This window comes from Mesorhizobium sp. M1399, from assembly GCF_040317735.1.
Taxonomy (GTDB): domain Bacteria; phylum Pseudomonadota; class Alphaproteobacteria; order Rhizobiales; family Rhizobiaceae; genus Mesorhizobium.
This window is the reverse complement of record NZ_JAMYKZ010000005.1, coordinates 295,468-318,560: the sequence shown is the minus strand read 5'-3', so window position 1 is coordinate 318,560 and position 23,093 is coordinate 295,468. Positions and strand designations below refer to the sequence as shown.

The 23,093-nt window shown below is 62.9% G+C and carries 22 protein-coding genes; 13 read left to right on the top strand and 9 right to left on the bottom strand.

Translation table 11 applies throughout. The features are described 5' to 3' along the window. The first annotated feature begins 23 nt into the window (after positions 1-23). From NKH05_RS10905 to NKH05_RS10890, 4 genes are all read left to right on the top strand, one after another. Positions 24-950 (top strand): peptidylprolyl isomerase, encoded by a 927-nt coding sequence (locus tag NKH05_RS10905; RefSeq protein ID WP_023719817.1) that lies wholly within the window; start codon positions 24-26, stop codon positions 948-950. Positions 951-963: 13 nt separating this feature from the next. Then, on the top strand, positions 964-1,992 hold the full coding sequence (gene pdxA, locus NKH05_RS10900) for a 4-hydroxythreonine-4-phosphate dehydrogenase PdxA (RefSeq protein WP_352494875.1): 1,029 nt from the start codon (positions 964-966) through the stop codon (positions 1,990-1,992). 52 nt (positions 1,993-2,044) lie between these two features. Beyond that, complete coding sequence (rsmA, locus tag NKH05_RS10895; RefSeq protein ID WP_352857641.1) at positions 2,045-2,884, top strand: 16S rRNA (adenine(1518)-N(6)/adenine(1519)-N(6))-dimethyltransferase RsmA; 840 nt, start codon at positions 2,045-2,047, stop codon at positions 2,882-2,884. A gap of 396 nt (positions 2,885-3,280) precedes the next feature. Continuing rightward, positions 3,281-3,778, top strand: coding sequence for a GFA family protein (locus NKH05_RS10890; protein WP_352494874.1), 498 nt, complete (start codon positions 3,281-3,283; stop codon positions 3,776-3,778). Here the strand turns inward: NKH05_RS10890 and NKH05_RS10885 are convergent. The 8 genes from NKH05_RS10885 to fabD all read right to left on the bottom strand — a co-directional run bounded on the left by NKH05_RS10885 (position 3,748) and on the right by fabD (position 11,057). Beyond that, entirely contained in the window at positions 3,748-4,374 is a 627-nt protein-coding gene (locus NKH05_RS10885) for a glutathione S-transferase family protein (RefSeq protein WP_352857643.1), read from the bottom strand. The two genes, NKH05_RS10890 and NKH05_RS10885, sit on opposite strands and share 31 nt — an antisense overlap. Positions 4,375-4,540: 166 nt before the next feature. Beyond that, positions 4,541-5,197, bottom strand: coding sequence for a guanylate kinase (gmk, locus tag NKH05_RS10880; protein WP_023719822.1), 657 nt, complete (start codon positions 5,195-5,197; stop codon positions 4,541-4,543). Positions 5,198-5,230: 33 nt separating this feature from the next. After that, positions 5,231-6,121, bottom strand: coding sequence for a YicC/YloC family endoribonuclease (locus tag NKH05_RS10875; protein ID WP_023719823.1), 891 nt, complete (start codon positions 6,119-6,121; stop codon positions 5,231-5,233). 137 nt (positions 6,122-6,258) lie between these two features. Further along, positions 6,259-7,479, bottom strand: coding sequence for an endolytic transglycosylase MltG (gene mltG, locus NKH05_RS10870; RefSeq protein ID WP_352481805.1), 1,221 nt, complete (start codon positions 7,477-7,479; stop codon positions 6,259-6,261). A 93-nt stretch (positions 7,480-7,572) separates the two neighbouring features. After that, positions 7,573-8,835 (bottom strand): beta-ketoacyl-ACP synthase II, encoded by a 1,263-nt coding sequence (fabF, locus tag NKH05_RS10865; RefSeq protein WP_352494871.1) that lies wholly within the window; start codon positions 8,833-8,835, stop codon positions 7,573-7,575. Positions 8,836-8,869: 34 nt separating this feature from the next. Then, complete coding sequence (locus tag NKH05_RS10860; RefSeq protein ID WP_006203723.1) at positions 8,870-9,106, bottom strand: acyl carrier protein; 237 nt, start codon at positions 9,104-9,106, stop codon at positions 8,870-8,872. Positions 9,107-9,293: 187 nt separating this feature from the next. Beyond that, positions 9,294-10,031 carry a 3-oxoacyl-[acyl-carrier-protein] reductase gene (gene fabG / locus NKH05_RS10855; protein ID WP_023719826.1) on the bottom strand — a complete coding sequence of 246 codons (738 nt, stop codon included), beginning with the start codon at positions 10,029-10,031 and terminating at the stop codon, positions 9,294-9,296. Positions 10,032-10,091: 60 nt separating this feature from the next. Further along, positions 10,092-11,057, bottom strand: coding sequence for an ACP S-malonyltransferase (gene fabD, locus NKH05_RS10850; protein ID WP_352494870.1), 966 nt, complete (start codon positions 11,055-11,057; stop codon positions 10,092-10,094). A 246-nt stretch (positions 11,058-11,303) separates the two neighbouring features. Between fabD and NKH05_RS10845 the strand changes: the two genes are divergently transcribed. Beyond that, positions 11,304-13,229 carry an LTA synthase family protein gene (locus NKH05_RS10845; protein ID WP_352494869.1) on the top strand — a complete coding sequence of 642 codons (1,926 nt, stop codon included), beginning with the start codon at positions 11,304-11,306 and terminating at the stop codon, positions 13,227-13,229. A gap of 39 nt (positions 13,230-13,268) precedes the next feature. On the opposite strand, the gene NKH05_RS10840 is transcribed toward NKH05_RS10845, so the two are convergent. Next, on the bottom strand, positions 13,269-14,813 hold the full coding sequence (locus NKH05_RS10840) for a pilus assembly protein TadG-related protein (protein ID WP_352481812.1): 1,545 nt from the start codon (positions 14,811-14,813) through the stop codon (positions 13,269-13,271). Between the two features lie 464 nt (positions 14,814-15,277). Here NKH05_RS10840 and rpsF point away from each other — a divergent pair, with 464 nt between their 5' ends. From rpsF to radA, 8 genes are all read left to right on the top strand, one after another. Next, positions 15,278-15,778 (top strand): 30S ribosomal protein S6, encoded by a 501-nt coding sequence (gene rpsF / locus NKH05_RS10835; RefSeq protein WP_352481813.1) that lies wholly within the window; start codon positions 15,278-15,280, stop codon positions 15,776-15,778. Next, a complete protein-coding gene (gene rpsR, locus NKH05_RS10830; RefSeq protein ID WP_006203718.1) occupies positions 15,778-16,026 on the top strand; it encodes a 30S ribosomal protein S18 in 249 nt (82 codons plus the stop codon). Before rpsF ends, rpsR begins: the two co-directional genes overlap by 1 nt. Positions 16,027-16,301: 275 nt before the next feature. Next, positions 16,302-16,886, top strand: a complete 585-nt coding sequence (rplI, locus tag NKH05_RS10825; RefSeq protein ID WP_023719831.1) for a 50S ribosomal protein L9 — start codon at positions 16,302-16,304, stop codon at positions 16,884-16,886. Positions 16,887-17,038: 152 nt separating this feature from the next. Further along, a complete protein-coding gene (locus NKH05_RS10820; protein WP_352857647.1) occupies positions 17,039-18,328 on the top strand; it encodes a cyclopropane fatty acid synthase in 1,290 nt (429 codons plus the stop codon). 82 nt (positions 18,329-18,410) lie between these two features. Further along, a complete protein-coding gene (locus NKH05_RS10815; protein WP_352857649.1) occupies positions 18,411-18,734 on the top strand; it encodes a YnfA family protein in 324 nt (107 codons plus the stop codon). A 3-nt stretch (positions 18,735-18,737) separates the two neighbouring features. Then, positions 18,738-19,706, top strand: a complete 969-nt coding sequence (locus tag NKH05_RS10810; RefSeq protein ID WP_352849220.1) for a small ribosomal subunit Rsm22 family protein — start codon at positions 18,738-18,740, stop codon at positions 19,704-19,706. Between the two features lie 206 nt (positions 19,707-19,912). Continuing rightward, positions 19,913-21,403, top strand: coding sequence for a replicative DNA helicase (locus NKH05_RS10805; protein WP_023677714.1), 1,491 nt, complete (start codon positions 19,913-19,915; stop codon positions 21,401-21,403). 231 nt (positions 21,404-21,634) lie between these two features. Further along, positions 21,635-23,053: a DNA repair protein RadA gene (gene radA, locus NKH05_RS10800; protein WP_023719836.1), complete on the top strand. Its 1,419-nt coding sequence runs from the start codon at positions 21,635-21,637 to the stop codon at positions 23,051-23,053. The last annotated feature ends 40 nt before the right edge of the window (positions 23,054-23,093 follow it).

Below are 23,093 nucleotides of genomic sequence, written 5' to 3'. Positions count from 1 at the left end.
GGCCGAATCGAGATGGAATTGGGATGCTTTCGATGAGGAAATACCTCTTTTCGGCAGGCTTCGCGCTGCTGGTGGCGGTCTCGATCACCGCAGTGACGCGGCCGGTTTTCGCCAGCGAGATCAAATACGTCGTCAACAATATACCGATCACCACCGGCGACATCCAGCATCGCGCGGCTTTCCTGCGCCTGCAGCACAAAAAGGGCGATGCCGGCCAGGAAATGATCGACCAGACGCTGCGCATGGCCGAAGCCAGGCGGCTCGGCATCCGCATCAGCGACGCGCAGGTCGATGCCGCTTATCAGCGTTTCGCCACGAGCAACAAGATGCCGCTCAAGCAGCTTGACGGCGCCATGGCGCAATCCGGCGTCTCCAAGGAGCATTTCAAGGAGTTTATCCGGGCGCAGATGGCCTGGAACCAGGCGCTGACCGCGCGTCACCGTTCTAGCGACGGCGGCGGCGCCATAAGCGAGCAGGACCTCGTCAAGCGCATGCTCGAGAAAGGCGGTAGCAAACCGAGTGCCACCGAGTACATGCTGCAGCAGGTCATTTTCGTGGTGCCGGCCGCCGAGCGAAGCGCGACGCTGGCCAAGCGCAAACGCGAAGCCGACGCCATGCGCGCCCGCTTCAACGGCTGCAACACCACGCGCGAATTCGCCAAGGGCCTGATGGATGTCACCGTTCGCGATCTCGGCCGGGTGCTGGCGCCGCAATTGCCGCTGGACTGGGCCGAGCAGATAAAAGCTACAAAGGTTGGCGGCGCCACCACGACGCGCGAAACCGACCGCGGCGTCGAATTCATCGGCATCTGCTCGTCGCGCGAGGTGTCAGACGACAAAGTCGCGCAGATGGTGTTCCAGAATGAAGGTTCGAGCGACAAGAACGCCGACGAGCTCTCGAAGAAATATGTCGAGGAGTTGCGGAAGAAAGCCCGCATCATCGAGCGCTGAAGTCGCGATAGCCGTGCCTCACGCAGAGCTTCCGCTGGCGCTGAGCGTCGGCGATCCGTCCGGTGTGGGGCCGGACATCGCCATCGCCGCTTGGCAGGCCCGCGATACCGCCGGCGTTCCGTCTTTCTATCTTCTTGCCGATCCGGCACTGATTGCCGCGCGGGCGCACAGGCTCGGCGCCGATATTGCGATGGCCGAGACAACGCCGGCGCTAGCGCCGGAGATGTTTTCGCGCGCGCTGCCGGTGGTGGCGCTTGCCGCCCGTTTCATCGACAGTCCCGGCCGCCCTGATCCAGCCAACGCCGCCGGCATCGTCGAGGCGATCGACCGCGCCGTCGCCGACTGCCTGGCCGGCCGCGCTGCCGCGGTCGTCACCTGCCCCATTGCCAAGAAGCCGCTCTACGATGCCGGCTTTCGCTTTCCCGGCCACACCGAATATCTGGCGCATCTGGCATCGCTTCATACCGGTACCGAGGTGACGCCGGTGATGCTGCTTGCCGGACCGGACCTGCGCACCGTGCCGGTCACCATCCACATCGCGCTGGCCGAGGTGCCGAAGGCGCTGACGACCGACCTGATCGTCACCACCGGCCGCATCACCGCCGCCGACCTTGCAAACCGCTTCGGAATTGCCAAGCCGCGGCTCGCCATTACCGGCCTCAACCCGCACGCCGGCGAAGGCGGCGCGATGGGCACCGAAGATGAGCGCATCGTACGCCCGGCGGTCGACAGGCTGAGGCAGGAAGGGATCGACGCCTTCGGGCCATTGCCCGCCGACACGCTGTTTCATGCTCGCGCCCGCGCCGGCTACGACGTGGCGCTCTGCATGTATCACGACCAGGCGCTGATCCCGGCCAAGGCGCTGGCGTTTGACGAGGCTGTCAACGTCACGCTCGGCCTGCCCTTCATCCGCACCTCGCCCGACCATGGCACCGCCTTCGACATCGCCGGCAAGGGCATCGCCCGCGCCGACAGTCTGATTGGCGCACTGAAGCTCGCTCGCCTACTTGCCGATACTGGGACAAAAACTGCAGGCCAATGAGCCCAATCCGATGATCCTAACCCAATGAGCCCAGCCCGATGAGCCCAGCCCGATGAGCATAGACGGGCTGCCGCCGCTGCGTGAGGTGATCGAGCGCCATGGGCTGCAGGCGAAAAAGGCGCTCGGCCAGAATTTTCTGCTCGACCTTAACCTGACAAGCAAGATTGCGCGGACCGCCGGCGACCTGAGCGACGTTACGGTTATCGAGGTCGGTCCCGGTCCGGGCGGGCTGACTAGGGCCCTGCTCCTCAACGGCGCCCGGCGGGTCGTCGCGATCGAGCGCGACGAGCGCTGCCTGGCGGCCTTGGCCGAGATCGCGAACCACTATCCGGGTCGGCTCGAGATCGTGGCCGGCGATGCGCTGAAAACTGATTTTGCAGCGCTTGCCAAAGGAGTGCCGGGAAGCAGCGGGTCGGCGAAAATCGTCGCCAACCTGCCTTACAATATCGGCACCGAATTGCTGATCCGTTGGCTGACCGTCACCGAGTGGCCGCCTTTCTACACATCGATGACGCTGATGTTCCAGCGCGAGGTCGCCGAACGCATTGCAGCCAGCCCCGGCAGCGAGGCCTATGGCCGGCTCGGCGTGCTGGCAGGGTGGCGGACGGAGGCGAGGATTGCCTTCGACGTGCCGCCGCAGGCGTTCACGCCGCCACCCAAGGTGACGTCCTCGGTTGTGCATCTGGTGCCACGCGCCAGCCCCTTGCCGGCAGAGGTGAAACGGCTCAGCCGCGTCACCGAAGCGGCGTTCGGCCAGCGCCGGAAAATGCTGCGGCAGAGCGTGAAAAGCCTTGGCGGCGAGGCGCTGCTCACCCGCGCCGGCATCGATGCGACCAGGCGTGCGGAGACGCTCAGCGTCGAGGAATTCGTGCGGCTGACGAATGCGGTGTGAGGCTGTGATGCAGGAACTTGGAGTGGTCGCTCGGCTTTTCCCACTTATCGAGGCAGGCGAGAAAATATCCACCATACGCTGGCGCGAAATATCGATTTTGCCGGGCTATATGCGCTATGTTTGTGACGGCGATGCCAGCAGGATCGCGATTGTGTGGGTCACGCGCTGCACCGATCTGCGCCTGTCCGAGGCGGCAGCGTTCCTTGGAGAGAATCGGAATGGCCCAAGAGGTCACGGGGATGCGAGAGCACTATCCGCAGATCGGACGGACCGACATTGTACAGATCATTGAACACTTGACACCCGCCCAGACAAAGCGTCGCCCCGACTACCCGCCTGAAGTCCGATAAAAGTGTGCTATCTGGTAAACTTCGATCGCACAGAGGAATGCCAGTCGTGACGCTGCAGGAGCCGACCAACACCCGCACGCTAGGTGGATCATGCCAGTGCGGTGCAGTCACCTATAAGGTGACGGACGAGTTCATATTTGCCGTGAATTGCCATTGCTCGATCTGCCGTCGCGCAACCGGCGCAGCGTTCAAGCCACTCGCAGGCATAGAGCGTGTCAAATTGCGCATCCCGAGTGGGGAGGACAAAATCCAGATCGTCGACGGCAATAGCTGGCATGACGAGCGATGCAAGCTATGCGGGTCGTTCCTTTTTGCGGTTGTTCGTGACGGCGCGTTCGCCCACATCGCTATGGGGACCCTCGTCGACGACCCAAACATTCGCCCAAGCGCGCACATTTTCGTCGGCTCCAAGGCACCTTGGTTCACCATTACAGACGACCTGCCGCAATATGACGAAAATATTGTCGAAGACAGGAGCGAATTCACGGAAGCGTCGAGCTTCGTGTCGTTCCATCAGGAGAGCGATACCGCAAAGCCGCGTTGAACCCCCGGCCGTGCCATCATAGTCCCATACCAGCGCTCAACATTCGGAAATTCGGCAAGATCGACTTGATGCCGCTCGTGCCGCCATGCCCAGCCGAGAATAGCAAAATCGGCGATCGACAACTCGCCCGAGAGATACTCGACCTCCGCCAGCCTCCGATCGGCGACTCCGTACAGGCGTCGGGTCTCTGCGCTATAGCGTGCCAGTCCGTAGCGGCGGTCCTGGTCGTCGGTCACGCCAAGAAAGTGGTGCACCTGGCCCGGCATCGGACCGAAACCACCCACCTGCCACATTAGCCATTCCAACACAGGGACTTGCGCGCTGAGTCTGGACGGCCAAAAGTGGCCGGTCTTCTGGCCTAGGTAAATTAGGATGGCACCCGACTCGAACACGCTGATCGGTCTACCGTCCGGTCCGGCGGGATCGACGATGGCGGGGATACGATTGTTGGGGCTAATGCGCAGAAACCCAGAGGCATGCTGTTCGCCCTTCGTGATGTCGACCACCTTCACCGTGTAGGGCAGCCCCATCTCCTCGAGCGCGACGCTGATCTTTCGGCCATTCGGTGTGTCAAAAGCCCATAATTCAATCGGCATGCCAACTCTCTATCGCGTTTCATGCCGACGTTGATCGCTGGTACGAGGGCGTCTCTCTCGTCAACCAACATCGGCAAATGTCCGTTATCCCGACAAGTGGACACTATCTTCGTGTGCTCCCACATCCCGAAAGACGCCTCAGGCCGGACGCTTACGATAAAGGTGCTCAATCCGTCTTCTCATCGAGCAGCCCCGAGACGAAATCGAACAGGCCCGGCCGGCGATCGCGTCTGAGCCGTTCGGCCGTGACGATGCCGCGCACCTCGGCGAAAGCGCGGTCAAGATCGTCGTTGACGATGACGAAATCATATTCCTTCCAGTGCTCGATCTCATTACGGGCGTTCTTGAGCCGCGTCTCGATTACCGCTTCCTGGTCCTCGGCGCGACGCTTCAGCCGCGCCTTCAATTCCTTCATCGACGGCGGCAGGATGAAGATCGAGACGATGTCGGCGCGCATCTTCTCCTTGAGCTGCTGAGCGCCTTGCCAATCGATGTCGAACAGCATGTCGCGGCCTTCTGCCAGCGCCTGTTCGGCCGGCTCGCGCGGCGTCGCGTAGCAATTGCCGTGCACCTCCGCCCATTCGAGCAGCGCATCGGAATCGCGCAGCCGCTCGAACTCGCGCATCGTGCGGAAGTGGTAATGGACACCCTCGATCTCGCTGCCGCGGCGTGGCCGCGTGGTGACCGAGACCGACAATTCCAGGCTGGAATCGCTCTCCAGCAGGTTGCGCGCGATCGTCGACTTGCCGGCGCCTGAGGGCGACGACAACACCAGCATCAGCCCGCGGCGCCGAATGCGGGAACCCACATCCCTAGTGGTCATGGGGCTTGGCAGTCATGTGGCTTGGCATCGGGATCATTCCAGATTCTGGACCTGTTCGCGAAACTGGTCGACGACCGCCTTCAGTTCCAGTCCGATGGCGGTGACCGCGGCAGCATTCGACTTGGAACACAGCGTATTCGATTCGCGGTTGAATTCCTGCGCCAGGAAATCGAGCTTGCGGCCGACGGCGCCACCGCCGGCGAGCAGCGCCCGGCCCGACGCCACGTGCGTCTTCAGCCGGTCGATCTCCTCGCGTATGTCGGCCTTGGTGGCCAGGAACGCCGCTTCCATATGCAGCCGGCTGGCATCCAGATTGGCTGATGCGTCCATCAGCAGCCGGATCTGCTCTGCAAGCCTTTCGCGGATCGTGGCCGGCTCGCGTGATGGATCGGCCTCGGCCCGCAGTGTCAGCGCCTCGATGGCATCGATATGGCCGGACAGCAGGGAACGAAGCGCCGCACCTTCGCCTTGGCGCGCCTGCTGCAGCCCGTCCAGTGCTGCTTCCAGCGCCGACAATATCGCGGTATCGAGCGCACTGCGCGCCTCTTCGGTTTCGATGGCTTCGGGAATGTCGAGCACGCCGCGCAGCGCAAGCAGTCCGTCGGCCGCCGCAGGCGCTACTCCGAACTGCTCCTGCAGCCGCTTGGCTAACCCCGCCAGATCCTTCAGGAAAGCCTCGTTGACCACGGGTTGCGCTTGCGCGCCGGCGGCGCGGCCAATGGTCAGCGTCATCTGGAAATTACCGCGCCCAAAACGCTTTTGCACCGTCTGCCTGACGGCAGGCTCCAGCCGGTCGAAACCTTGCGGCAGTCGCAGCCTGACCTCGACGCTCTTGCCGTTGACGGACTTGGCTTCCCAGGCAATCGAAGTGCCTTCGTGTTCGGCGACACTGCGCGCAAAACCGGTCATACTCTGCAAGTTCATGTTGCCGTGCGTCCCCTTGCCGAATGCCCCTCAAGCCGGAACGATTGCTCCGGACAGGACCATGTGAATTTCAATGCCATAGCAGCCCTTGCACATCCACCCGGACATGCACAGGGCCGACCTGATGGCGTCTGGCCCTACTGGGCGGCGGTAGCCCCCGCATCGTCAACGATGGCTCCCGCCGGCGTGTCGGCTCCGGTATTGGTTGCCCCGGCCTTGGCGGCGTCCTGCGCCTGCTTTTTCAGCAGTGCCCGGTAGCGAGCGACATTCTCGTTATGCTCATCGAGCGTCGCGGCAAAGACGTGGCCGCCGCTGCCGTCGGCGACGAAGTAAAGATCGCTGGTCTTCGACGGATTGGCGACTGCCTCCAGTGCCGCACGGCCGGGATTGGCGATCGGCGTCGGCGGCAAGCCGTTGATCAGATAGGTGTTGTAGGGCGTCGGCTTCTGGATGTCCGACTGATAGATCGGGCGGTCGATGGGTTTGCCCTTGCCGCCGAACAGGCCGTAGATGATGGTCGGGTCCGACTGCAGCCGCATACCCTTGGCCAGCCGGTTGAGGAAAACGGCGGCTACCCGCGAGCGTTCATCGCCCTTACCTGTCTCCTTCTCGACGATCGAGGCCAGGGTGACAAAATCCTCAATATTGGCGATCGGCAGATCCGGCGCTCGGCGCTGCCAGACTTCGTCGACCAGCCTTTTCTGGTCGGCCAGAAGCTTGTCGACCATCTGTTGGCGTGTTGCGCCGCGGGTGAAGCGCAGCGTGTCGGTGGCGAGGCTGCCCTCGGGTGGAGTGGTCGACGGCATATCGCCGGTCAGTGCGTCCTGCTCGGCGATCCGTTGCAGTGCCTGCTCGACCGTCAGCCCCTCGGGGATGGTCAGCGAATACATCACCGACTTGCCGCTCTTCAGCAGTTCCATGATATCGTGCATCGAGGCCTGCGGCTTGATCTCGTATTCGCCAGCCTTCAGGGCGGAATCATTGCCGAAGGCGCGTACGCCAAGGCGGAAGATGCGGGCGTCGCTGATCAGCCCTCGCCGCTCAAGCTGGTCGGCGATCTCCTGGACGCCGCTATTCGGCTTGACCAGGAAAGTGTCGCCATTGGCCGACGGGCCAGGCTCGTTGAATTCCTGCTTGCCGAAATACAGCGCAACGCCTGCCGCCAGGACCATCAGCATCACCGAAGAGATGACGAAGTTCATGAACACGACGAACTGGCTGCGCGAGGCACGCGAGCGCTTCGGCGGCGGCGTGCCGGCCTCGGGCCGCAACGCCTCGCTGGCCGTCTTCGGCACGATCGGGCCGGGGGTTGCTGCCCGTTGCCCGAATTCCCCGTTATCGGCCGGATTTGTGTTCATAGCGCCCTACCAATTGATCTTGCGACGAATCCCCTCGGGCAGAGTAGGGGCGAATATGGCAAAATTGACGGCAGACGCAAACCGGCGGAGCGGTCAGCCATTGTAGCGCTGGAAGACGAGCGAGGCGTTGGTGCCACCGAAGCCGAAGGAGTTGGACAGCGCCACGTCGATCTGCCGGGCTCGCGGCTTGTGCGGCACAAGGTCAATCGCCGTTTCGCGCTCCGGATTGTCGAGATTGATGGTCGGCGGCGCGATGTTGTCGCGAATGGCGAGGATCGAAAAGATCGCCTCGGCAGCACCAGCCGCGCCCAGCAGGTGGCCAATCGACGATTTGGTCGACGACATCGATATCTTCGAGGCGGCGTTGCCGACCAGCCGCTCGACGGCGCCGAGTTCGATCGTATCGGCCATGGTCGAGGTGCCGTGGGCGTTGATGTAGTCGACATCGGCGGGCGTCAGCTTCGCCCGGTTCAGCGCCGCCGTCATGCAACGGAAAGCGCCGTCGCCGTCCTCGGCAGGCGCGGTGATGTGATAGGCGTCACCGGTCAGGCCGTAGCCGGTGACCTCGGCATAGATCTTGGCGCCGCGGGCCTTGGCGTGTTCGAGCTCCTCGAGCACGACAACACCGGCGCCCTCGCCCATGACGAAACCGTCGCGATCGCGATCATAGGGGCGCGAGGCCGTTTGCGGCGCGTCGTTGCGGTCGGTGGAGAGCGCGCGGCAAGCCGCGAACCCAGCGATCGAAAGCCTCGTCACCGGCGCTTCGGCGCCGCCCGCGACCATAACGTCGGCATCGCCCCAGATGATCAGCCGGGCGGCATCGCCGATGGCGTGCGCACCGGTCGAGCAAGCGGTGACGACGGCATGGTTGGGGCCTTTCAGCCCATGCCGGATCGAGACCTGACCGGACACGAGGTTGATGATTTGGCCGGGGATGAAGAACGGGCTGATGCGGCGCGGACCGCGTTCCTTGAGGATCATCGCATTCTCGGCGATGCCTTCGATGCCGCCGATGCCGGAACCGATCAGCACGCCGGTGGCGCACTGTTCCTCATGCGTCTTCGGCTGCCAGCCGGAATCCTTGAGCGCCTCGTCGGCGGCCGCGATCCCGTACAGGATGAAGTCGCCGATCTTGCGCAGTTCCTTCGGCTCGAGAACGGCTTCAGGATTGAAAGTGGCATTGGAGCCGTCACCGCGCGGAATGACGTGGGCGACCTTGCAGGCAAGGTCTTCCACCTCGAATTCGGTGATGCGCTTGGCTGCACTGCGGCCGGTCAGAAGCTCCTTCCAGCTGTGCTCGAAGCCCATGCCGAACGGCGAAAGCAGCCCAAGGCCCGTGACGACGACACGCCTCATCGCAGGTCCTCCCCGGTGATGACTGCAAATAGCGTCAGGCGGAGGCCTTGTCGATGTATTTCACCGCATCGCCAACAGTCAGGATGGTCTCGGCCGCATCGTCGGGGATTTCGACGCCGAACTCTTCTTCGAACGCCATGACAAGTTCGACCGTGTCGAGGCTGTCCGCGCCCAGATCATCGATGAAGCTCGCCTGCTCCGTCACCTTGTCGGCATCGACGCCAAGGTGCTCGATGACAATCTTCTTGACGCGCTCTGCGGTGTCACTCATTTGGGCATCCTCGTCTTTTGGTTGTCTGTCTTCGTTAGCGGGCAGAATGCCGCTAATCAAGCTGAAAGATGGTCCTGCCGGAAACGCAGCGGAACAGGACCGATTTTTGCCCGAACCGCCGGGTTGCGGGCGGCATTACACGAAAAATCCCGTGCATCCAAGACGGAATGAAGCGTTTTCCCAAGTGTTAGATCATTGCCATGCCGCCATTGACATGAACGGTCTGGCCGGTGACGTAGGCCGCCTCATTGGAAGCGAGGTAGGCGACGGCAGAGGCGACTTCGGCGCCCGTGCCCATGCGCCGCGTCGGGATCGCCGCCATGATCGCCTCTTTCTGCTTGTCGTTGAGCTTGTCGGTCATCGCCGATTCGATGAAGCCCGGGGCGACGCAGTTGACGGTTATATTGCGGGTGGCGATCTCCTGCGCCAGCGATTTGGAAAAGCCGATCATACCGGCTTTGGAGGCGCAATAATTGGCCTGGCCGGGATTGCCGGTGACGCCGACCACTGAAGTGATGTTGATGATGCGGCCATGGCGGCGCCGCATCATCGGATGGGTAAGCTCGCGGGTCAGCCGGAACACGGCGGTCAAGTTGACCTCGATCACGCTATCCCAGTCGGCATCAGCCATGCGTACGAACAACCCGTCCTTCGTGATGCCGGCATTGTTGACGAGGATGTCGACGCCTTCGAGATCGGCCTCCGCCTTCTGGCCAAGCGCCTTGACCTCGTCGCGATTGGAAAGATTGGCCGGAAACAGCTTGACCCGGTCGCCCAGTTCGGCGGCCAGCGCCTCCAGTTTCTCGATACGCGTGCCGTGCAGGCCGACGATGGCGCCCTGGCCATGCAGCACGCGGGCGATCGCCTCGCCGATGCCCCCCGATGCGCCGGTGACGAGCGCCTTGCGGCCGGTCAATTCGAACATTTTTGTCTCCTGATCTGAGCGAACACCCTTCGCACGGAGCGGGGTCAAATCGCCAGTTGATTATGCAAGCGCCGCCAGCGCCGCCTCGACATCCGCCGCGGATCCGATTGCACTGGTGGCAATATCGCGGTTAATGCGCCGCGCCAGCCCCGACAGAACCTTGCCGGCGCCTACTTCATATAGCGTCGCAACGCCATTCGCGCCGAACCACTCCACCGTTTCGCGCCAGCGCACGCGCCCGATCACCTGTTCGACGAGGCGGCGGGCGATCTCGTCGGGATCGCTCGTCGGGGTCACCGTAACATTGGAGACCAGCGGCACGGCCGGTGCACTCTTCGTCACGGCGGCCAGTGCCTCCCGCATGATCTCGGCCGCCGGCTTCATCAATGCCGAATGGAAGGGCGCCGAAACCTGCAGCATGAGCGCCCGCTTGGCGCCCTTCTTCGTGCATAGCTTCGCCGCCAGTTCGACCGCCGACCTGGCGCCGGAGATTACCAACTGGCCGCCGCCATTATCATTGGCGATCTGGCAAACCAAGGCTTGCGCGGGATCTTTGGCCGCGCCTTGGGCAGCCTCTGCGCAGGCGGCTTCGACGTCGGCTTGTTCCAGCCCGATGATCGCCGCCATGGCGCCCTCGCCGGCCGGTACCGCCGCCTGCATGGCGTTACCCCGGATGCGCAACAGCCGGGCGGCGTCGGCGACCGAAACGAAACCGGCGGCCGCAAGTGCCGAATATTCGCCAAGCGAGTGGCCGGCGACATAGGTGACCTTGCCTTTCAGGGAGAAGCCGCGCGCCTCCAACGCCCGGATTGCGGCAAGCGACACCGCCATCAGCGCCGGCTGGGCATTGGCGGTCAGCGTCAGCGTCTCTTCCGGGCCTTCCCAGATAAGCTTCGATAGATTTTCGCCGAGCGCATCATCGACTTCCTCGAAGATCCGCCGCGATTCAACAAAGGTATCGGCAAGGTCCTTGCCCATGCCGACAGCCTGGCTGCCCTGCCCCGGAAAGGTGAATGCGATGGCCATCGGCGGCTCCCAGCTGCTGGTTCTCGTTGCCTGTGACGCAAGGCGTGCGGCCAAGTCAAGTCCAACCTTGACCGCGCAACGTCGGCCGAGTGCCTGTTTCGGCAGGCTTTTTGGCGATCACTCATGATGAAAACCGCTCACGATTTGTTTGCTGGCTCTTCTTATTTCCGCCACAGGCGCTAGCTTTGCGTGACAGTTCGATGACAGTCGAGTGACGCTTTTGTTGCGGGCCGGGGAACTATTGCAGTGGCAAAGACCAAGAAGAGCGCAGCCGAGGCCGCGCCACAGTTTCTCGAAGGCGATCCGGCCACCGGCTATCTGCCAGGGCGCAAATGGCCTGTCATCCGCTATGGCTTCATCAGCCTGTTGGCCGCGGCCATCCTGGTGTTCGCTATCGAATTGATCGTGCGCGGCAACTTTGCCGGCACCATCGACTTCTTTCTGCAGCCCTTCAAACCCGGCTGGACCACAATCATCATTTTTGCGTTGATCCTCATAGGGCTCGACGCCGTGCTCGGCCGCAGCCATCAGAGCCTGATGATCCTCGCGCCGCTGACGTTGTCGCTGGCGTTCGTCGGCCACCAGAAGTCGCTCTATCTCGGCGATCCGCTCTATCCGACCGATTTCCTCTATTCTCGGCAGATCGTGGCGCTGATGCCGCTCCTGGTACGCGATCGCCCGGGAACCGCCATTGCCCTGGCGATCGGCATCGTCGGCGGGCTGTCGCTTCTCGTCTATGGCTGGCGGCTATGGCGCCGCCGCGTTCCGGCGCTCAGCCACAAGGGCCGCCTTGCCCGGCTGACGCTGACAGTGCCGCTGATCGCCTTCTTCGTCTCCATCATGGACTATGCCACTTTCTCATGGACGCGCGACCGGCTGCAGATCATCCCGATCATGTGGGACCAGAAGGAAAACTATGCCTCGAACGGTTTTGCGCTCGCATTCGCGCTGAACGTCCCGATGGCCCATGTCTCGGCGCCGCCCGGCTATTCCGGCAAGGCGATCGAAGCGATCGGCAAACCGCAGGTGACGGTCTCGGTACCCGCCGAGAAGCCCGACATCATCGTCGTCATGAGCGAATCCTTCTGGGATCCGACCAAGCTGCCCGGCGTCACCATCACGCCCGACCCTATCCCCAATGTGCGGGCACTGCGCACGGGCTACATGTTCTCGCCCGAATTCGGCGGCATGACGGCCAACATCGAGTTCGAGGCCCTGACCGGCTTTTCCAACGCCTTCCTGCCGGCGGGCAGTATTCCTTACCAGCAATATGTGCGGACACCGACCCCGTCACTGGCGACCTTCCTGAAAAGTCAGGGCTATCGGGCACGCGCCATCCACCCCGGCACCAACTGGTTCTGGAACCGGGGAGCCGTCTATGCCGATTTCGGCTTCAACGACTTCAAGTCCGAGGAGACGTTGCCGCCCATGCAAAAACGCGGACCGCTCGCGTCGGACGCGGCGATGACCGACGAGATCATCCACGAGGCCGATACCAGCGCCGAGCCGGTGTTCTTTTTCGCCGTCAGCCTGCAGAACCACGGGCCGTATGAGCCGTATCGCTATAACAATCCGACCCATAAGGTGCAGGCGCCGATCAGCCAATGGGCGCGTGAATCGCTGTTGAGCTACGCCGAAGGCTCTTCCGACGCGGACCGCGGCCTCGAGCGGCTGATCGAATGGGCGAAGAAACGCCAGCGGCCGACGGTCATCGCCTTCTTCGGCGACCATCTGCCGCCGCTTGGGCCGGTCTACGTCGAGACCGGTTTCATGAAGGACAATGTCGCGCCGCGCAAGGAGGCGGCCGACCAGATGCTGCTGCATCACCAGACGCCGCTGATCGTCTGGTCGAACCGCAGCGGCCCGGCCGAGGATCTCGGCGCCGTCAGCCCAGCCTTCCTGCCCTACCATATCCTGAAGACTGCCGGCATCAGTCATCCCTATTATACCGGCTTCCTCGGCCAGTTGCGGGAGCACTACCGCGTCATCGACCGCAATTTGCTGTTGGCACCGGCGGGCGACGCCACCCCCGATTGGTCGCGTCAGAAAGAGATCGACCCGGCAATCCGCGACTTCCGTCTGCTGCAGTACGACATGATGTTCGGCAAGCGCCATGCGGCGCCCGACTTCTTCCCCGAAACCACAGGCAAAGTGGCTGCGCACACGAGTTGAGCAACGGCGGCGGAACGGCCGTTGGGCGACTGACGTCGTTCAGTTCGTCAAGTGCAGTTGCGAAATCGAGCTTCCGATTTTCAGGAAGACGCTTTCGAGCTGACTGACGTCGTTGGTCGGGTAATAATCCGACGGCGACGACGCGCAGGCCTCGTAGAGCTTGCGGTTGGCTGCGGTGTCGGCCTGCAGCAGTACTGTGAAGATCTGCACGTCCTGTTTCTTCAACGTGTTGCAGACATTGGTTGTCCAGTCGTCGACATTGCGCGCGGCCGCGGTCTGGTCGCTGGATCCGAACCGACCCGAAGCCAGGAACCCGTAAGAACCATAGTCCGACTTCTGTGGCGTATCCTTCGCGCCATAGACAACATTTTCGCCGTCGGTGAGCAGCAGCACCGTTTTGGTCGTGCCTGACGCCCTGAACGGCGCGCCGTCACTGTAGGGCGGTTCCGGCGAGAGTACCCGCATCCCCCATGACAACCCTTCCGAAACATTGGTCCCCGAGCCGTTCCATTCGATCATCTCACTGACGGCCTTACGCAATTTGTCGAAATCGTCGGTCAGCGGCACTATCGGCGTCGGACAGGCCCGGTTTGGGCCGATGGTCAGGGGGCCTTTCTTGTCGTTGATCAGCTTCATCGTCGAAACACTGTACTTCGCGATGTCGCCGGTGAGGCCGGGAAGCAGGGTGATAACCGTATCGTCGAGATAGGAATTATTGTAGCCGGTCGCCGAATTGCCATAGGAGCTGTTCGGATTTTTGGCGTTACCTGGATCGTCCGGCGCGAAATAAGGTACGAACAGGGTGTCCGGTTTGTTTTGGTCGGGCGAAATGTCGGAAACATTGTTGGTTCCGGGCCGCGCCTCGACGCAGCCTCTCCATTCGACGCCCAATTGCTTGAACAGGTCCATATGGGTGATGCGCTTGCCGCCGACCAAGGGGAAATTGGCGCCATTGTTCGGCGATTTGCCGGCCATGTCGATCCAGGACGGATCGTAGTCCTCGCCCTTGACGTTGACCGCGGTGACGAACGGCACCACTGCGACACGTACGCTGCGTGTCGGCGACTTCGCGGCTTCGAGCATATCGATCAAGCCCGTCGCCGCCGTCCGCAATGCGCCGATGCGATCGTTGCTGGCCATCGACCCGGTATTGTCGAGCACCAGTACGACTTCGAGCTGATTGGTCGATTCGACGGCGCCAGCATCGACCGTGATGCGCTTGTCGTTGCCGAACAGGAAAGCGAAGTTCAAGTTGACGTCCGCCGCGGCGACAGCCTTTGTCTGGATGTAATTGAGGCCCCTTTCGACGGTAAGCGTCGCTTCGGCGTTCCTCAACTCGCTGTGGCCGGCGACATTGGTCTGGAAATAGCGGTCGAACACGTCCTTGCGCGTGGCCTCGATGTCGCCGAGATGCGAAGATGCAAGGTTCGCGGCATCGAGCGCGTTCTGCAAGCTGACCTTGGCCCTCATCAAGGTGGACACGTCCACGGCAAAGGCGACGGCCGTCAGAACCGCAGGCAACCCGAACGCCAGCATCAGGGCAAAGTTGCCGCTCTTCGAACGGCAGAACTTGTCGAACAGCATTTTACCCCCAAACCGCCTTGCTGGCGGCCGCGCGCGAACTGTTTCGTTTTGCATTCGCATGATGAACGGCGGGTTGCCACCACGCCCGCCGGCACGGGGAACTTCGCATGATGGTTAAGGTCAGGTTTCAGGAAATCCGTAAAACCTTGCCATCGAGGTCCGTTGTGCTCTGGAAGGTAGGGCGCTAGTCGAGCCGTTTGGCCTGTCGTTTGGCCTTGCTTTGCGGTCAAATTCCTGTATAGACGCCCGCAATCTGCCGGTCCTTGCTGGGGGCTGAACGGAGGGCCGGAGGTTTTCGAAACCTTCGCGTGGAGCCAGAAGCGCTTCCGCCTCCCGTGTCTCCGCTCTCGACCGTCTCGTCATGCTCCTTTCTTCCCCGTCTTCGCAAGGATTGCGGGTCAGAGAAGTTGCAGAGGCTTTTGCCGCCGGGAACCGGGAGAGAAACGAAGAAAGGCACGAACACTATGGCTCTATACGAACATGTGTTTCTTGCCCGGCAGGACCTCTCGCAGCAGCAGGTCGATGCACTTGTCGAACAGTACAAGGGCGTCCTCACCGCGAATGGCGGGTCCGTCGGCCGGGTCGAGAACTGGGGACTGAAGTCCCTCACCTACCGGGTCAACAAGAACCGGAAGGCATATTATACACTCATGGACATCACCTGCCCGCCGGCCGCGCTCAATGAGATGGAGCGCCAGATGGGCCTGTCCGAGGACGTGCTGCGTTTCCTGACCATCAAGGTCGATGCGCATGAGGAAGGCCCGTCGGCAATGATGCAGAAGCGCGAAGAGCGCTCGGAACGCGGCGGCTTCGGCGACCGCGACCGTGGCGATCGTGGCCCGCGCTCATTCGGCGACCGCGATCGCGGTGACCGTGGTGATCGTCCGCCGCGCAGCTTCGGCGATGGGGGTGCCGATCGTGGCCCGCGCCGTCCGCGCGAAGGCTTTGAAGGAGCCGCAGAATAATGGTCGACATCAACCAGATCCCAACCCGGCGCCCCTTCCACCGTCGCCGCAAGACTTGCCCGTTCTCCGGCGCCAACGCGCCGAAGATCGACTACAAGGACGTGCGGCTTCTGCAGCGCTACATTTCCGAGCGCGGCAAGATCGTGCCGTCGCGCATTACCGCCGTCAGCCAGAAGAAGCAGCGCGAACTCGCCAAGGCGATCAAGCGCGCCCGCTTCCTCGGCCTGCTGCCCTACGTGGTCCGCTAAGACTGATTAGTTGACCATGATCTTATCCGAAAACCGGTTTTCACTTTTCGGGATCATGGTCTAGCCAGCGGGCGGTTCGCCGCCTGCTTTTTTCACCGGCCACGACGGGCGTAGCTGGATCGAACACCAAATCCCGGGTTGGATTTCGACAAGAGATCCTAACTGCCGCGACAGGCAGGACAGCGACACAGGCGGCGACGCCCCAGCTTCCTGACCTGTTCCAGACAATTCGGCGCCGATCCTGAGGATAGGCGCCCAACCGAAGGAACAAAACCATGGAAGTCATTCTTCTCGAACGCGTTTCCCGGCTCGGCCAGATGGGCGACACCGTCAAGGTCAAGGACGGGTTCGCCCGCAATTTCCTGCTGCCGCAGGGCAAGGCGCTGCGCGCCAACGAAGGTAACAAGAAGAAGTTCGAAGGACAGCGCGCCCAACTCGAGGCCCGCAACCTGGAGCGCAAGTCCGAGGCCGCGCAGATTGCTGAAAAGCTCGACGGCAAGAGCTTCATCGCCGTGCGCTCGGCCGGCGAGACCGGCCAGCTCTATGGTTCGGTCTCGACGCGCGACATCGCCGAGCTGTTGACGGCGGAAGGTTTTTCGGTGAACCGCAACCAGATCCTTCTCAATCAGCCGATCAAAACCATCGGCGTCACCAACGTGGCGATCGCGCTGCACCCGGAAGTCGAGGTCACCATCACGCTCAACATTGCCCGCACGGCCGACGAAGCCGAACGCCAGGCCAAGGGCGAAACGCTGACCACCGCCGAAGCCATCTACGGCGAAGACATCAACGACAATGCGCGGCCGGAAAATTTCTTCGATCCGAACGCGGAGTTCGAGGGCGGCGAAGACAACGGCTGATCGTTGTTCGCCGGCATTCGTCGGCTAATACCTATCTGGACCAATGCCCGGGCCTCGCACCCGGGCATTTTTATGCCAAATGGAACTTTTCGAACCCCTATATCTTGATGCAGAATAGGACAGCATGTCTGGCCGAGAGGGGACAATTGGTCATGAATATTCTGCTTAAGCGCGTTCTCGACCGCCTGGTCCGCACAGGCAATCTCAAGGTGACAGGGCCGCAAGGCTCGATGGTGACTTTCGGTGACGGCAGCGGCGAGCCGGTGCACATGCACATCAAGACAAGGCATGCCGAGCGCGCCATCACTTTTGATCCGATGCTGGCGGTGCCGGAAGCCTACATGGACGGTGAACTCGACATTATCGAGGGCGGCGTGCTGGGGGTGATGCGCATTGCGTTCCAGAACATGGGCAGCGGCGGCATCGATGCCACCTGGTCGAAGGCGATCGAGGGTCTGCGCCACGCCTTCCGGCGCCTGCAGCAGATCAACACGGCGTCGCGGGCGCGCCGCAACGTGCAGCGCCACTACGATCTGTCGGGCGATCTCTATCGCCTCTTCCTCGATGAGGACATGCAGTATTCCTGCGCCTATTTCGAGCAGCCGGACATGACGCTCGATGAGGCCCAGGCAGCCAAGAAGCGCCACATCGCCGCCAAGCTCAGGTTGAAAGCCGGCCAGACGGTACTCGACATCGGCTCCGGCTGGGGCGGGCTTGGCCTCTATCTCGCCAAGGCGTTCGACGTCGACGTGCAAGGCGTGACGCTGTCGACCGAGCAGCACGGCGTCGCCACCGACCGCGCGCACGCGCAAGGCCTGCAAAACCGGGTGCATTTCGACCTCAAGGACTATCGCGAGCTCAATGAGCGTTTCGACCGCATCGTCTCGGTCGGCATGTTCGAGCATGTCGGCGTCAATCATTTCCGTACCTTCTTCGACAAGTCGGCGACGCTGCTGAAGCCGGACGGTGTCATGCTGCTGCACACGATCGGCCGTTCCGGTGTGCCGTGGGCGACCAGCGCCTTCATTCGCAAATACATCTTCCCGGGCGGCTATATCCCGTCGCTCTCCGAAGTGATGCCGGCTATCGAAAAATCGGGGCTCGTCGTCACCGACATCGAGGTTCTGCGGCTGCATTATGCCGAGACGCTGAAGCATTGGGGCGAGCGCTTTGCCGCCAACCGCGACAAGGCCAAGGCGATCTATGACGAGCACTTCTGCCGCATGTGGGAGTTCTATCTTGCTGCCTCGGAAGCTGCCTTCCGATGGCAGGATCTGGTGATCTTCCAAATCCAGATCGCCAAGAAGAACGACACGCTGCCGGTGACGCGCGACTACATGGCCAGTTGCGAGAAGGCGCTGGAGATGCGCGATCTTGGACGTCGTGAAAAGGCTCCTGCGGCCAAGCCCACTCGCCGCCGCAAGGTGGCGGATCCGGAGTAGACTGCCGGCGATCGCGCCATTGCCGCTTGCCATTGCCGGCTGGCACGCTGAAAAAGGTCTCGTCAACGCGGGACCTTTTTTCATGACCTACCTCCTCTACGTCGCCGCCGCACTTGCCGAGATCGCCGGCTGCTTCTCGTTCTGGGCGTGGTGGCGGCTGGATAAGTCGCCGCTGTGGTTGGCGCCCGGTCTCGTCTCACTGGTGCTATTCGCGTGGCTGCTGGCGCTTGTCGACACCAGTGCGGCGGGCCGGGCCTATGCCGCCTATGGCGGCATCTACATTGCCGCCTCGCTGGTCTGGCTATGGTTGGCGGAAGGCGTGCGCCCCGACAGTTGGGATCTTGCCGGTTCCACGATCTGCATCATTGGCGCCTCGGTCATCGTGCTCGCACCTCGGGCTGCGTAGACCATGGAACTGCCCGCCCCGCTTAGACAAGGCGTCGACCGCCTTCTCGAACAGGTGCCGTTACCGATGATCAAGCAAGCGGCCAAGACGCTGTCGGACCGCTACCGCGCCGAGTTGCGCGATGGCCGCCTGCACATGGCAGAAGAAATGGCGGTTAAGGCCTATCTGGCAACGCGGCTGCCGGCGACCTATGCGGCCGTCCGCGCCAGTCTCGATGCGGTGGGCGAGTCTCGGCCCGACTATGCTCCGAAGACCTTGCTCGATGTCGGCGCCGGCCCTGGCACGGTGCTTTGGGCCACAATCGATCTCTGGCCCGATCTCGAACAGGCAGTGCTACTCGAGGCCGGTGCCGCGGTGCGGCGGGTCGGCGAGGCGCTTGCCGCCGAGGCAATCCATGCCAAGACCGCCTGGCTGACCGGTGACGTCACCATCGACCTGGTCGATCTGGAGCCCGCCGAGCTGGTGACTTCAGCCTATGTGCTGGATGAGATCGCGCCGGCATCGCTGGCAAAACTAATCGACCGGCTCTGGCAGCTGACCGCCGACACGCTGCTGGTCGTCGAGCCAGGCACGCCGGCCGGCTGGCAGCGCATCCTTGCCGTGCGGCGGCAGCTGATCGAGGCGGGGGCGCACGTGCTCGCGCCCTGCCCGCATGAGGCGCCCTGCCCACTTGTCGCTCCCGACTGGTGCCATTTCGCCCGCCGCGTCGCCCGCTCGCGCCTGCACCGTCTGGCCAAGGATGCCGAGGTGCCGTGGGAGGACGAAAAGTTCATCTTTGTCGCCGCTTCCCGTCATCCGGCCGCTCCGCCCCGCGCGCGGGTGATCGCACCGCCGAAATCGGGCTCCGGCAAGGTCTTGCTGAAGCTTTGCCAACAGGATGGTCATGCTGCCGAGCGACTGTTCACCAAGCGCGACGGCGAGACGTTCAAGGCCGCGCGGCGACTGGACTGGGGTGACGCCTTGCCGGAATGACCGGCAGCTATTTTCCTGTTTTGTTCTCGCTCAAGAACGGCTAGGCTCGCCATCTTGATTCGAGTCAATCGAGATTCTTTCCACCGAAGCATCTTGGCTGTGAATCGCGGGCATCAAAGTTGGTTGGTTGGGGACTGATGCAGATAAGTCATCACCGACTTGTCTCGTTCTGATATCGAGAGACCGGGATCAGGACCGGGGACATCATGGCAGAGGCAGCACGAAAATTCGGCGTGGCGGAAACACCGCTCTATCGCGAGGCGCCGAACAACATCGAGGCCGAGCAGGCGCTGCTCGGCGCCATACTGGTCAACAACGATGCGTTCTACCGCGTCTCCGACTTTCTGAAGCCTGGCCATTTCTACGAGCCGCTGCACAGGAAGATCTTCGAGGTCGCGGCCGAGCTCATCCGCATGGGCAAGATCGCGACGCCGATCACGCTGAAGACCTTCCTGCCGGCCGACGAGAAGGTCGGCGACATGACGGTGGCGCAATATGTCGTGCGGCTGGCGGTCGAGGCCGTCACCGTCGTCAACGCCACCGACTATGGCCGCGCCATCTACGATCTGGCCACGCGCCGCGCGCTGATCACCGTCGGCGAGGACATGGTCAACATCGCCTATGACGCGCCGGTCGACATGTCGCCCTCCGACCAGATCGAGGACGCCGAGCGGCGGCTGTTCGAGCTGGCCGAGACCGGCCGCTACGACGGCGGCTTCGAGAGCTTCACCGACGCTGTCAAGACGGCGGTCGACATGGCCAATGCCGCCTATATGCGCGACGGGCATTTGTCGGGCGTCGCCACCGGCTTGCGCGACCTCGACCGTCGCATGGGCGGCCTGCAGTCGTCCGACTTGATCATCATTGCCGGCCGCCCCGGCATGGGTAAAACCTCGCTCGCCACCAACATCGCCTTCAATATCGCGGAGGCGTATGTCCCGGCGCAGCAGGCCGACGGCTCGTTCAAGGCGGCCAATGGCGGCGTCGTCGGCTTCTTTTCGCTCGAAATGTCATCCGAACAGCTCGCCACCCGCATTATTTCCGAACAGACCGAAATCCCGTCGTCGAAAATCCGCCGCGGCGAGATCAGCGAGATGGATTTCGAAAAGCTCGTCGCCTGTTCGCAGACCATGCAGAAAATCCCGCTGTTCATCGACCAGACCGGCGGTATTTCCATCGCTCAGCTGTCCGCCCGCGCGCGTCGCTTGAAGCGCCAGCGCGGCCTCGACGTCATCGTCATCGACTATATCCAGCTGATGCAGGGATCGAGCGCGAAATCATCGCAAAACCGCGTCCAGGAAATCACCGAGATCACCACCGGGCTCAAGGCACTGGCCAAGGAGCTGGCGGTGCCGATCATCGCGCTGTCGCAGCTGTCGCGCCAGGTCGAGAGCCGCGACGACAAGCGCCCGCAGCTTTCGGATCTGCGCGAATCGGGCTCCATCGAGCAGGACGCCGACGTGGTGCTGTTCGTCTACCGCGAGGAATATTATCTGAAGAACCGCGAGCCGAAGCCAGGTACCGACGAATACATCAAGTGGGAACACGAGATGAACGAGATGCGCGGCAAGGCCGAGGTAATCGTCGCCAAGCAGCGCCACGGCCCAACGGGATCGGTCAGCCTCGCCTTCCAGGGCGAGTTCACCCGCTTCTCGGACCTCGCGGAAGAGCATCATTTGCCGGATCGGTTCGAGTAGCTTGTTGGCCAACCGTCGCGTTCCGTCACACCCCCCTCTGGCCTGCCGGCCATCTCCCCCGCAAGGGGGGAGATCGGCAGTTTTGTCGCCGGCTCTCTTCTTGCGGCATCGGCGATTGGCGAAAGCATCAATGACAGCCAATCTCCCCCCTTGCGGGGGAGATGTCCGGCAGGACAGAGGGGGGTGGGCAGGATCGACGAGCCTCGGCAATTGGCAAGCGACGCGACGCTGATGGCCAAATCCCGTATCCAGTTCATCTGTCAGAATTGCGGTTCGGTGCATCAGCGTTGGGCCGGCAAATGTGATGCCTGCGGCGAGTGGAACACGCTGGTCGAGGAAGGCACGTCGGGCGGCATCGGCTCCGGCCCGGCCAACACCCGCAACGCCCGCAAGGGCCGCGCGGTGGTGCTGACCAGCCTCTCCGGCGACATCGAGGACGCCCCGCGCATCGTCTCCGGCATCGGCGAACTCGACCGCGCCACCGGCGGCGGCTTCGTGCGCGGATCGGCGCTTTTGGTCGGCGGCGATCCCGGCATCGGCAAGTCGACGCTGCTCACCCAGGCTGCAGCCGCACTGGCGGCAAAGGGCCACCGCATCGTCTACGTCTCCGGTGAAGAAGCGGTCGCCCAGATCAGGCTGCGCGCCCAGCGGCTCGGCGTCGCCGACACCCCGGTCGAACTCGCCGCCGAGACCAACGTCGAGGACATCCTCGCCACCATTGCCGATGGCAAGCGGCCGGACCTGGTCATTCTCGATTCGATCCAGACGCTATGGACCGACATGGCCGATTCAGCGCCCGGCACGGTGACCCAGGTGCGTGCCGCCGCCCAAGCGATGATCCGCTATGCAAAATCCACAGGGGCGGCGATCGTTCTGGTCGGCCATGTCACCAAGGAGGGCCAGATCGCCGGCCCACGCGTCGTCGAGCACATGGTCGACGCGGTGCTCTATTTCGAGGGCGAAGGCGGCCACCACTACCGCATCCTGCGAACGGTCAAGAACCGCTTCGGGCCAACCGACGAGATCGGCGTCTTCGAAATGTCGGACAAGGGCTTGCGGGAAGTCGCCAACCCGTCCGAGCTTTTCCTCGGTGAACGTCACGCGAAGTCGCCGGGTGCCGCGGTTTTCGCCGGCATGGAAGGCACACGGCCGGTGCTGGTCGAGATCCAGGCGCTGGTAGCACCTTCGACGCTCGGCACGCCACGCCGCGCCGTCGTCGGCTGGGACGGCGCCCGGCTGTCGATGATCCTGGCGGTTCTGGAAGCCCATTGCGGCGTTCGCTTCGGCACGCACGACGTCTATCTCAACGTTGCCGGCGGCTACCGCATTTCGGAGCCGGCGGCCGACCTGGCGGTGGCGGCGGCACTGGTTTCCTCGCTCACCGGTCTTGCCCTTCCCGCCGATTGCGTCTATTTCGGCGAAATCAGCCTTTCGGGGGCGGTGAGGCCGGTTGCGCATGCGCAGCAGCGCCTTAAGGAAGCCGAAAAGCTGGGTTTCGGAAGCGCGGTTCTGCCCTTGGGCAGCGAGGAACTTGTTGGTGGTAATGGGGCCGGGGGGATCGGAGCCGGCGCTTTCCAGCCCACCGAGCTTGCCGATCTCGTGGCGCGCATAGCCGGCTCTCGGCGCAGCCGCGCCGACGAGCAAGACTGATGCGGCTCGTCGAGTCGTGAAAAAGAGATCGGAGCGGGGC

What these genes read in the sequence shown, in the direction of transcription:
- rpsR (WP_006203718.1), top strand. Translation starts at nt 15,778, where the DNA reads ATGGTCGACATCAACCAGATCCCAACCCGGCGCCCCTTCCACCGTCGC.
- rsmA (WP_352857641.1), top strand. Translation starts at nt 2,045, where the DNA reads ATGAGCATAGACGGGCTGCCGCCGCTGCGTGAGGTGATCGAGCGCCAT.
- fabF (WP_352494871.1), bottom strand. Translation starts at nt 8,835, where the DNA reads ATGAGGCGTGTCGTCGTCACGGGCCTTGGGCTGCTTTCGCCGTTCGGC.
- NKH05_RS10840 (WP_352481812.1), bottom strand. Translation starts at nt 14,813, where the DNA reads ATGCTGTTCGACAAGTTCTGCCGTTCGAAGAGCGGCAACTTTGCCCTG.
- NKH05_RS10805 (WP_023677714.1), top strand. Translation starts at nt 19,913, where the DNA reads ATGGCAGAGGCAGCACGAAAATTCGGCGTGGCGGAAACACCGCTCTAT.
- fabD (WP_352494870.1), bottom strand. Translation starts at nt 11,057, where the DNA reads ATGGCCATCGCATTCACCTTTCCGGGGCAGGGCAGCCAGGCTGTCGGC.
- NKH05_RS10815 (WP_352857649.1), top strand. Translation starts at nt 18,411, where the DNA reads ATGACCTACCTCCTCTACGTCGCCGCCGCACTTGCCGAGATCGCCGGC.
- NKH05_RS10885 (WP_352857643.1), bottom strand. Translation starts at nt 4,374, where the DNA reads ATGCCGATTGAATTATGGGCTTTTGACACACCGAATGGCCGAAAGATC.
- NKH05_RS10875 (WP_023719823.1), bottom strand. Translation starts at nt 6,121, where the DNA reads ATGAACTTGCAGAGTATGACCGGTTTTGCGCGCAGTGTCGCCGAACAC.
- NKH05_RS10905 (WP_023719817.1), top strand. Translation starts at nt 24, where the DNA reads ATGCTTTCGATGAGGAAATACCTCTTTTCGGCAGGCTTCGCGCTGCTG.
- NKH05_RS10820 (WP_352857647.1), top strand. Translation starts at nt 17,039, where the DNA reads ATGAATATTCTGCTTAAGCGCGTTCTCGACCGCCTGGTCCGCACAGGC.
- rplI (WP_023719831.1), top strand. Translation starts at nt 16,302, where the DNA reads ATGGAAGTCATTCTTCTCGAACGCGTTTCCCGGCTCGGCCAGATGGGC.
- fabG (WP_023719826.1), bottom strand. Translation starts at nt 10,031, where the DNA reads ATGTTCGAATTGACCGGCCGCAAGGCGCTCGTCACCGGCGCATCGGGG.
- gmk (WP_023719822.1), bottom strand. Translation starts at nt 5,197, where the DNA reads ATGACCACTAGGGATGTGGGTTCCCGCATTCGGCGCCGCGGGCTGATG.
- NKH05_RS10810 (WP_352849220.1), top strand. Translation starts at nt 18,738, where the DNA reads ATGGAACTGCCCGCCCCGCTTAGACAAGGCGTCGACCGCCTTCTCGAA.
- rpsF (WP_352481813.1), top strand. Translation starts at nt 15,278, where the DNA reads ATGGCTCTATACGAACATGTGTTTCTTGCCCGGCAGGACCTCTCGCAG.
- mltG (WP_352481805.1), bottom strand. Translation starts at nt 7,479, where the DNA reads ATGAACACAAATCCGGCCGATAACGGGGAATTCGGGCAACGGGCAGCA.
- radA (WP_023719836.1), top strand. Translation starts at nt 21,635, where the DNA reads ATGGCCAAATCCCGTATCCAGTTCATCTGTCAGAATTGCGGTTCGGTG.
- NKH05_RS10860 (WP_006203723.1), bottom strand. Translation starts at nt 9,106, where the DNA reads ATGAGTGACACCGCAGAGCGCGTCAAGAAGATTGTCATCGAGCACCTT.